The sequence below is a fragment of the Paenibacillus paludis genome (assembly GCF_042610515.1).
Lineage (GTDB): Bacteria > Bacillota > Bacilli > Paenibacillales > Paenibacillaceae > Paenibacillus_AQ.
The window spans coordinates 1-563 of record NZ_JBGJZP010000061.1 but is presented as its reverse complement, the minus strand read 5'-3'; the positions used below and the strand labels follow the sequence as shown (position 1 = coordinate 563).

Here is a 563-nt window from a genome sequence, read left to right as displayed (position 1 = left end):
GGTGAAGTCGTAACAAGGTAGCCGTATCGGAAGGTGCGGCTGGATCACCTCCTTTCTATGGAGAATCGTCACCTGCAACGGTGACATTCAAATCGGAAGCTTAGCTTCCAAGATACTTAACGCGTATCCATTTGTTCGGTTTTGATGGAATTTGCGGGGCCATAGCTCAGCTGGGAGAGCGCCTGCCTTGCAAGCAGGAGGTCAGCGGTTCGATCCCGCTTGGCTCCACCAACAAACTTCATCAATAGTAACACCTTGATCCTTGAAAACTGGATACCGAAACGAATTTGCGTTTTAGAACATCTTTTAGCTGAAACTTGTGTAAACAAGTTTTAATTAATAGTGATACTGAGCGAAGGTTTTGGATTGTGAGCGACTTTTGGCTTTAAACAGACTGGCGGACAGAGTGATCTGGAAGCGCTGTTTAAAACAAGATGAGCGAATAAGCCAAATACCAGAGCGATTGGTTAAGCTAATAAGAGCACACGGAGGATGCCTAGGCGCCAGGAGCCGACGAAGGACGTGGCGAACAACGAAACTGCCTCGGGGAGCTGTAAGCAAGC

Annotated in this window: 1 tRNA gene and 2 rRNA genes; all 3 read left to right on the top strand. The window is 47.8% G+C overall.

Going from position 1 to position 563, the window contains the following annotated elements:
• A 16S ribosomal RNA gene (locus ACAN56_RS35440) occupies positions 1 to 55 on the top strand; the annotation flags it as partial.
• Between the two features lie 100 nt (positions 56 to 155).
• Positions 156 to 231, top strand: a tRNA-Ala gene (locus ACAN56_RS35435).
• Between the two features lie 234 nt (positions 232 to 465).
• A 23S ribosomal RNA gene (locus ACAN56_RS35430) occupies positions 466 to 563 on the top strand; the annotation flags it as partial.